9 protein-coding genes and 1 pseudogene are annotated in these 8391 nt (G+C 50.4%); 8 read left to right on the forward strand and 2 right to left on the reverse strand.

Annotation, left to right across the window (positions count from 1 at the left end; genetic code table 11):
* Window positions 1–50: 50 nt before the first annotated feature.
* Window positions 51–914 (reverse strand): glucosaminidase domain-containing protein, encoded by an 864-nt coding sequence (locus IX84_RS30870; RefSeq protein WP_152604977.1) that lies wholly within the window; start codon window positions 912–914, stop codon window positions 51–53.
* Between the two features lie 262 nt (window positions 915–1176).
* On the opposite strand from IX84_RS30870, the gene IX84_RS09280 reads away from it, so the two are divergent.
* The 3 genes and pseudogenes from IX84_RS09280 (at window position 1177) to IX84_RS09285 (ending at window position 2560) form a co-directional block, all read left to right on the forward strand.
* The gene (locus IX84_RS09280) at window positions 1177–1677 is read left to right on the forward strand and encodes an OmpH family outer membrane protein (RefSeq protein ID WP_044219163.1); all 501 of its coding nucleotides are present in this window, start codon (window positions 1177–1179) and stop codon (window positions 1675–1677) included.
* 71 nt (window positions 1678–1748) lie between these two features.
* Window positions 1749–1901, forward strand: a pseudogene (locus tag IX84_RS32070) (LytR/AlgR family response regulator transcription factor); the annotation flags it as partial.
* Between the two features lie 47 nt (window positions 1902–1948).
* A complete protein-coding gene (locus tag IX84_RS09285) occupies window positions 1949–2560 on the forward strand; it encodes a Uma2 family endonuclease (RefSeq protein ID WP_160213712.1) in 612 nt (203 codons plus the stop codon).
* A 32-nt stretch (window positions 2561–2592) separates the two neighbouring features.
* On the opposite strand, the gene IX84_RS09290 is transcribed toward IX84_RS09285, so the two are convergent.
* Complete coding sequence (locus tag IX84_RS09290) at window positions 2593–3969, reverse strand: RtcB family protein (RefSeq protein ID WP_044219166.1); 1377 nt, start codon at window positions 3967–3969, stop codon at window positions 2593–2595.
* 228 nt (window positions 3970–4197) lie between these two features.
* Between IX84_RS09290 and IX84_RS09295 the strand changes: the two genes are divergently transcribed.
* The 5 genes from IX84_RS09295 (at window position 4198) to IX84_RS09315 (ending at window position 8096) form a co-directional block, all read left to right on the forward strand.
* The gene (locus IX84_RS09295) at window positions 4198–4458 is read left to right on the forward strand and encodes a hypothetical protein (protein ID WP_044219168.1); all 261 of its coding nucleotides are present in this window, start codon (window positions 4198–4200) and stop codon (window positions 4456–4458) included.
* A gap of 282 nt (window positions 4459–4740) precedes the next feature.
* Window positions 4741–5865, forward strand: a complete 1125-nt coding sequence (locus tag IX84_RS09300; protein WP_044218870.1) for an IS701 family transposase — start codon at window positions 4741–4743, stop codon at window positions 5863–5865.
* 147 nt (window positions 5866–6012) lie between these two features.
* Complete coding sequence (locus IX84_RS09305) at window positions 6013–6774, forward strand: right-handed parallel beta-helix repeat-containing protein (RefSeq protein ID WP_044219172.1); 762 nt, start codon at window positions 6013–6015, stop codon at window positions 6772–6774.
* 24 nt (window positions 6775–6798) lie between these two features.
* Window positions 6799–7173, forward strand: a complete 375-nt coding sequence (locus IX84_RS09310) for a hypothetical protein (RefSeq protein WP_044216591.1) — start codon at window positions 6799–6801, stop codon at window positions 7171–7173.
* Window positions 7170–8096 (forward strand): IS3 family transposase, encoded by a 927-nt coding sequence (locus IX84_RS09315; protein WP_052515737.1) that lies wholly within the window; start codon window positions 7170–7172, stop codon window positions 8094–8096. The genes IX84_RS09310 and IX84_RS09315 overlap by 4 nt, the downstream gene beginning before the upstream one ends.
* Window positions 8097–8391 lie beyond the last annotated feature (295 nt).

An 8391-nucleotide genomic window follows, 5' to 3' on the forward strand; every position in this document is an offset into this window, starting at 1 on the left:
TCACCCCCCCCCTTTGCAGATAAACTGTCAGGAATCAGACAGGCCGGTGGCTACCGGTCGTATTGGTGCAGGTCGAGGTCTTCGATCAGGTTAATAATTTTTTCAGCGTATTTGGGATCAGTGGCATAACCGGCTTTTTTTAGCCCCCTTGCCCAACCCTTGTAATCATTGGATTTGAGTTGAAACAAAGGCTGATAACGGCTGCTCTGCTTCAGGAGCAGGCTATGTGCCCGGAAACTTTCCCAGGCGCTTTTGTAGATGCGGAAAAAATCTTTGTGGCTGTCATCAGTAAAATTGCTGCAGTGCCCTTTGGAGCAACTTTTTGAGAAACACTTCATTCCAAAGTGATTGTTGTTGCGGGTGGCCAGCTTGCTTTCACCTACATTGCTTTCCAGTAAGCCTTGCGCCAGCGTGATACTCGCCGGTATGCCGTACTTGTCCATTTCCATGCGAGCCACTTTGGCAAACCGTTTCACATAGGCTTTTTGTTTTTGACGTTTGCTCCTTCGGTCGGTAGCGCTTTCCTTACGGGCCTCTCCCTTATTGGCTGCGGTCAGGTTGGAATAGGTGTTTGCCAGATTACTGACATTGGTCCCGGGTGCAGATTTGGCGGCTGTGGTTTCCGTTTTGGATGCCTGCTGCTCCACAAGGGAAGTGTTCATGGCCCGAGCTTTAGTAGCTGGTTCCCGGAAAGCCACCGTTTGTGCCATGGGGCGGGCTGTAGCCTGAGGTTGCACAACAGCTGCAGCCGACCGGTTCAGTTGCAGGTCAATTACCATGTCTTTCTGCAGGGCCATATAAGCCGCTGCCCCAAGTAATGCCGTCTTGAGCCAGTGTTTTTGAATGGCAAGGCTGGTCTCCTGTCCCGTTTTGTAAGCGAGCTGCCGGATGTTTGTTTCGTTGATGAGGTTCATATCTGTCAGGATTGAGTACCGGATGGCGGCCTGCCTACCGGCTGTAAACACAAAATGATGCAACAAATTTAAAATAAAACGTTTTAAAATCAAATCAATCTAAACATATTTTGTTTTTTCATGCTTTCCGGCAGGTTTTAAGAGACTCTTAACCAACACCTATCCAATTTTTCTCCTCTTTTAATTGTTGTAGTCCCGGTGTCCAACTACCTTTGCGGAAATTTCCGTAAAGACGATTCCTGAATCAGAAAAACAAAACAATATGAAGTCATACATCCTTTTTGCCGCCTTCTTGTTTTTGACACCTGCCTTGTCGATGGCGCAGAAGTACGGCCACCTCAACTTTGGCAATCTCATTTCTTCACTGGAAGAAACGAAAGCCGCCGACAGCGAGCTGGAAGCTTTCCAAAAGCAGCTCGTGACCAAAGGCGAAGAGATGGCAGCAGCATGGCAGAAAGAAGCCCAGGCCTTTGCTCAGCAGGTGCAGGGCGGCACAATGACGCCAAAAGCACAGCAGGAAACTCAGGCCAAGCTTGAAAAAGAGCGCGATGAAATCCTGGCTTACGAGCAGGAAGTAGCTCAAAAAGTACAGGCTAAGCGGCAGGAACTGCTGGAGCCGCTCATCACCAGAGCGGAGCAGGCCATTCAGGAAGTGGCTAAGGAAAACGGCTATGTCATGATTTTTGATACCAGCGTTTTCAATGCAATCCTGTTTGCCGAGGAGGCAGATGATGTGATGGAGCTGGTGAAGGCGAAGCTGTAATATTCCGATTTTACCTGCACGATGGGAGCCGCTACCGGAGAATATTCGGGTAGCGGCTTTCGTATTTTCGGCTCAACCGCAGCCAAATCATACAGCTATCCTATGTGCTGCGCCTGGAATCCTTTGGCAAAGACCGCCTGGCCGTGCACATGAAGGGTGGGGAAAAAGCGCTGGTCTCCAGTGCCAGCCGGACGCCCGAGCTGCGGCGTTGGCTGGAAGGGTAAGTTTCCGCTAAAATGCTTATCTTTAAATAAAAAACATGGCTTCTGCGGTGCGAACAACAAACGAAGTGTTACAAGAGCTGGCAGAGCTGGGGCCTTTGCATTTAGAGCGCCCTTTCTCCCGCGACGGCTTTGAGCAGTTATCCGCACGTTATCCTGATCTCCGCATGGAACAGGAAGCAGATGGCTCTATTCAGATTATGGCTCCGGTAAAATTTGGTTCAGGGAAAAGGGAGTCCATCCCAATGATTTATTTAGGGCAATGGTGGCTGCAGCACCGAAAAGGGCAAACCTTTAGCGCCTCCACAGGCATTCAGATGCCTGATGGCAGCCTCAGAAGCCCGGACTGCGGGTGGATTAGCGAGGAGCGGCTAAAGGAAGTGACAGATGAAGAAGCCTACCTGTCTGTTATTCCTGACTTTGTTATAGAAATCCGCTCCGGCACGGATTTAATGTCAAAACTCCGGCAAAAAATGGCGGATATCTGGATGCCGGCCGGTGTCCGCCTGGGTTGGCTCATCAACCCTTACCAGGAAGAAGCCTTCATTTACCGGCAAGACCAGGCTGAACCAGAATACGTTCAGGGCTTTTCAGGCCAAAGCCTGACCGGGGAATCCCTGTTGCCCGGATTTGCGCTCCCGCTTGATGAGTTAAAAGTATAACCCAATGGCCGGCAGTAAATGCCCGCCATCGATCATTTTTTCTTCCTGCGCTTCTTCCGCCACGGCGCATCCTTCTGCCAGTCCCCCGCCATAATACAACCGTAAGGGATGACCCGATCCACCACTTCCCCCAGCCCAAATTGCTTCATCTGCCGCTGTACGGCATCCGCATTTTTGTAAGCCGAAGGAAGCTCAGAGATATCAATATTGCCCGAGAAAAAGCGGACATCCAGCCCGGCCGTTTCTTCCGCAAAGATCGCCTCCATGCTGCGCCCGCCCTGATTGCGGATGTGCTGCGAACGGCTCACATTCCGCCCTGCACCATGAGGGGCAAAGCCGAGGTTGCCAGCCGTGGCTTCGCCTTTGACGATCAGTACCGGCTCGCTCATGTTGAGCGGGATGAGCCGCAGCCCCTCGTGGGAGTCCGGCACAAATGCGTCGGTCAGTGGGGTGGCGCCCTTGGCGTGGTAGAAGCGGTTGCCCTCTTTGAAGACAAAGTTGTGCTCGTTCCAGAAGCGCAGGGTGTGGTCCACCTTCAGCCGACGGCAGGTGGTCTCGTGCAGCACCTCATGGTTGAGCTTCGTCCACTGCCGCACGAGCTGCAGGGCTTCCCAGTAGTGCTTGCCATGTTCCTCCTCGTAGGGGATCCAGGCATTGCCCGACAGGGTTTTTGGTGATAGCTCCCGCCGGTAGCTTTCCGCCAGTGCCATGCCTTTTTTATACAAATGCGCCCCCAGCCCCCGGCTCCCGTGGTGGGTCACCATGATGGTCTCCCCGGTCTGCTCCGATTGCCCGACGAACAGGAAGTGGTTCCCATCACCCTGTGTGCCCAGGTGGGATTGCGCGACCATCTGGCTTTTATCGTCCCGCAGAAAGAAGTTGCCTTGCATCTGATCAGTAAGTTCGGAAGGGAGCTCAAAGCCACCTGAGGTACGCCCTCCGCCCCCAAAGTGGGTGATGCGGTGGGCCGTGTCCAGGACTTTCTTAGGATCAATGTGCCCAAAAGAGGTCATCATGACCGAGCAGCAAATATCCGCGCTATGCATAGCCGGGTGGATGGCATTTTCGGTCACCGCTACGCCACCTACGGGGATACGACCCTTCTCACCGGTCGGGCAGGCATCGGGCATAACTGCTCCGGCAACGGCCGTAGGCGTTTTCATCAGCTCGTCCATACTGCGGAATACGGCTTCCACATTACTGATCTCCTCCTCCGTTTCTGCTTCAATATTTTTATGGTAGGCAAGCGGTGCCTCACGGGGATCAATCGTCCACTGCGCTACGCTATCGAGGTAAGCTTTGAGGTCATCGCCCTGCAGTTGGTGCCGGTTGGCATGCTGCAGGGCATCGCCAAACCAGCGGCCCGGCTTGTAGCCCATGTCGATTAATGTTTGTCCGGTAATTTTCATGGTTGCCAGGTTTGATTGATACAAAGTCGAATAGCAAGTGCGCAACCATTTTGCGTAGTCATGTTTTTATTTGGCTTGTTTCGTGGCTTTCAACCGTGAAAGGCTGGGAAATCGTTCCCACTACATCAAGAAACGCTTTTACACTGGCCGACTTTTTTCGACGAAATTTCCCCCGACCTATTGATTACCGGTCAAAACCAGCACAACTCGCCCCCCAAATTAAATCTAATGAAACCAATAATCCCCGGCTGTAGATGGGGCCCCTTTGAAGAGCAAGCTTCAATGCCGCTCAGGGGTGAGTTTGAGCCGCAGGATTGGAGCCTGGTGGCCGGACTGTCGCTTTCCCGATCCATCGGTCAGCACGAATGGGTCTTCGATGCCCGTTACCTCCGTGATTTTACCGACTGGCGGACGGAGAAAGGGAATGGCGATGAGGAAGCGCAGCTGCGCAGCCGGACGTTGGTGGTTTCAGTAGGGGTTTGGTGGTAGATGCAGAGCAGCCGAATATTTAGGATGGTTCATAAAAGCGCTTTTCAACATTGTCATCCTGATGACAAAACACAGGGTGAGCAAAATAAACAGCGCCCATTCCTGAAATGCCACTGTAATTGTGTACCTTTAAGCAAGACAAAGACAAGCGCTTAATTTGGCCTACGCAAAAGCTCAATTACACCGCTCAACCTATTATTTACTGACCTTTCGCACGCGAAATATTTGGAAAATTGATTAATAATGTCAGGGCAGTTATCTTGCAGCTCAAAGGAGCGAAAGATGAAAGACCCAAAGTTACTAGACTTGTATTCGGACTACCTGCTGGCATCGTTTCGCATGGCGACAGCCACCGGCTTGTCCGAGCTGACCGATCAGGCACTGAGCCATGACAAGATCAGCCGTTTTTTAGGGCAGGAAGCCTTCACGGCAAAGGACTATTGGCGTTGCATAAAGCCTTTGGTACGTAAAGTGGAGCACCCGGACGCGGTCATCAAGATAGATGACACGATCGAGGAGAAGCCGCACTCTACGGAGAATGAAGTGGTCACTTGGCACTGGGACCACTCCAAGAAGCCGAAAGCGGGGCACACCAAAGGGATCAACATCCTGAATTTCCTTTACCAGAGCCCACAGGGCATAGAGCTGCCTGTTGCTTTTGAGATCGTGCGCAAGTCGCAAGAATACGTGGATACCAAAAGCGGGCAGGTAAAGAAGCGCAGCCCCCGCAGCAAGAACGAGATGCTGCGCGACCAGCTTTTTGCACTTGTCAAATACAACCGCGTGCCCTTCCGCTATGTGGTCTGGGACACTTGGTTTGCTGCCAAGGAGAACTTTGAGTTCGTGCACTATGAGCTGGGCAAGCATTTTATCAGTGCCTTAAAGAGCAACCGCAAGGCTGCCCTTACCATGGAAGACAAACTGGAAGGCAAGTTCCACCGAGTCGACGGGCTAGAACTGCAAGCAGGCCAGGCCATTACTGTTTACCTTAAAGGGCTGGACTTCCAAGTCCAGCTGGTCAAACAGGTCTTTATAAACCAAGACGGCTCAACTGGAGACTTGTACCTGGTCACCAACGATCTGGAGCTAAGCGGCCCAGCTATCTGCACAACCTACGGGACACGCTGGGGAGTGGAGGTATTCCACAAATCGCTCAAACAAAACGTGGGGCTGGAAAAGTCCCCCACCAAGCACGAGACATCCCAGTGCAACCATGTTTTTGCTGCCATGATTGCCTGGACTAAACTCGAACTGCTGTCTGCAAAAGAGCAGACCAACCACTTTGCCCTAAAAACCAAAATTTATGTCAATGCCCTCAGGGCGGCTTTTCAAGAGGTGCAAAGGCTCAAAGCCTATGTCCCTGCAATTGGACCGCCGGATGGGCTAGCCACCCCTCTTTTGGGGTAAGGCTTTGATTAACTTGTTCATGCGAGTGCTTTTTCAGTGCCATGCACTGAGCGGGCTTGCTGTGCCAAGCACCCTGAATACTGCTAATTTTTTCAATTATCATAACCTTTCGCGTGCGAAAGGTCAGTTACTAAAGCACATATTGGTGTGCTTACAGATAATTTAGCTAACAATGGTCATGAGACCTATTGGCAGCCTTATGGCACCTGGGGCAAACACTACGGCGGTATTGTTTATGCTCTAAAATCTACCTTTTCCGACAATTTACGAGCGGCTCATATTGCTGCTTTTCCTGCGAACCTGACTGGAGCGCCGATAGGCGCTACCAATCGTTCTCAGTTTGTAAGCTGTATTATTCAGGACCCTTCCAACGTTAGTACACGAGGTATTTCCGTATGGGGCAGTGAAGGCGTACTTCTACAGGGCAATGATTTTCTTGGGCTCAATAGTTATTCTCTTTCTTTTGACAATGCAACCGGCGAAGTTTTTCAAAATAGATTCGAAAACTTTGAAACTGGGATTAAAATAACAAACACGGCGGGCTTTACAGCAGGCTTCAACATGGAAATTGGCAGGCTATCGGACCCGACTAAAGGTAATGATTTCCTAAATGGGTCACTAGTTGGTGTTTGGGCTGAAAATGCGCAGAACCTTGAAATTCATTATAATACCTTTGAAACAAATCTTCTACCTATTGCCATCAGTGGCCCCAGCTATTTTAGGGTAACCCATAATTCATTTATTGACTTCTTTAGAGGGGTTCAGTTGCAAAATACTTTTGAATTAGGCAATTTAGCTTGGTTCAATTGTAACTACTTTGAGGAAACCGCGAATGTGCAAGGAGTAACGATATGGGGTGACAATGGAGAATTTGAGTTTAATCAAGAAACCGGTCATCTCCTGAAATAGGTTGACATCAAAACCATCAAAATTGTGACAACTTTCAGGCAAAAACCCACGGGTTATTCCTTAGCATTTAAAAAGCAAGTGCTAAAGCGTATCTTGTCCAACGAGATCACCGCGAACCAAGCATCAAAAGAATACGGGATAGGCGGTAAAATGACTGTGTACCGTTGGCTAGACCGTAAAGAAAAAATTTTAGGCACACAATTGCCCCAAGCTATGACAGATGAACCTAAAGGGACAAAGAGCATAGACGAACTGGAGGCCGAGCTTGCCAGTGTGCGCCGTTTGCTTGAACAGGAACGCCTGCGCAGCGAAGCTTACCTGGCGATGATCAAACTGGCAGAACAGAAGTACAATCTGCCAATCGAAAAAAAGTCTGGCGCCAAACGGTCGAAGAAATGAAAGCGGTACATAGTAACGTCAGCCTGGACGAACTATGTAGACTGTTTGGCAAAACCCGCCAGGCCTATCATAAAAGCACAAGCAATGCGGAAACCCGCCAGGAAAAGCATGGGCACATACTGGCCTTTGTCAAGGAGCAGCGCAAAGACCTGCCCCGGGTCGGTACGGAGAAGCTACAGTATATGCTAGCCAGCCAAGCCGGCATTTTAATTGGCCGCGACGCCCTTTACAGCCTGCTAAGAGCCAACAAGCTATTGGTGAAAAAGCATAGGAAGCGCGGGCCAAAGCTAACGGACGGTGACGGCAATAGCATATGGCCAGACCTGAGAAAGGAAATAGGGCCTGTAGAACGAGCCAACGAGTTCTGGTGCTCAGACATAACATATATGTGGCTCAGGGAAGGCAGAAGGCATTGCTACGCCACCTTTGTCGTTGACGAATACTCCCATCTCATCGTGGGGTTTACCGTAGCGCAGGACATGAGCGCACAAGCTACGCTAGAGGCTCTGAAAATGGCGGTGGCTGCACAAGGGGCTCCACTGGATTATAAGTTTAGCTTTGGCCTGGTTTTCCATTCTGACCGGGGCAGCCAGTTTAAAAGCGGGCTATTCCAAGGCTTTCTGGACAGCCACCAGATCGGGCCCAGCATGACCCAGGACGGGAAAGCTTCTGACAACCCTGTCAGCGAGCGCCTCAATGGGATTATCAAAAATGAGCTGCTCCTTACAGACACCTTTGACAACTTTGAGCACGCTGTGGAAATGGTCACCAGGGCAGTGCACATTTACAATACCCGAAGGCCCCACCGCAGCTGCAATATGCTGACTCCGCAGCAAGCTCATGAAAAAGGCAGCGGACCATTGAAAAAACTATGGAAACAACGAAAGAAAAAGACAAAAGCGGCAAAGGTTTTGAAGGCATGACTTTGCCGCCTATCATAATAGCCAGCCTCACTTTAGGAGGCCGGCTATACCTTGACAGGCGTTTAAAGAGTGAGCTATTCCTCGAAGGGTGCTCCTCAGCAGAGCCTTCTCCGCTTCACTCACTAAATTTTAAGCTATACAATGTATCTTTGACAACCTAATTCAGGAATAAGATTATGTGACAACCTTTTTCAGGATTTTATCCGATAATCTGTCAACTTATTTTAGGAATCGACCCATACCTGTCTGTGCCTGCCAGCAGCTTTTCCACCAGCTCCTGCAGCTTCTCCATTTC

Source organism: Phaeodactylibacter xiamenensis (genome assembly GCF_000759025.1).
GTDB lineage: Bacteria > Bacteroidota > Bacteroidia > Chitinophagales > Saprospiraceae > Phaeodactylibacter > Phaeodactylibacter xiamenensis.

Excerpts from the sequence above, each read along its gene's own strand:
- IX84_RS09280 (WP_044219163.1), top strand. The coding sequence starts at position 1,177 with ATGAAGTCATACATCCTTTTTGCCGCCTTCTTGTTTTTGACACCTGCC.
- IX84_RS09315 (WP_052515737.1), top strand. The coding sequence starts at position 7,170 with ATGAAAGCGGTACATAGTAACGTCAGCCTGGACGAACTATGTAGACTG.
- IX84_RS30870 (WP_152604977.1), bottom strand. The coding sequence starts at position 914 with ATGAACCTCATCAACGAAACAAACATCCGGCAGCTCGCTTACAAAACG.
- IX84_RS09300 (WP_044218870.1), top strand. The coding sequence starts at position 4,741 with ATGAAAGACCCAAAGTTACTAGACTTGTATTCGGACTACCTGCTGGCA.
- IX84_RS09295 (WP_044219168.1), top strand. The coding sequence starts at position 4,198 with ATGAAACCAATAATCCCCGGCTGTAGATGGGGCCCCTTTGAAGAGCAA.
- IX84_RS09290 (WP_044219166.1), bottom strand. The coding sequence starts at position 3,969 with ATGAAAATTACCGGACAAACATTAATCGACATGGGCTACAAGCCGGGC.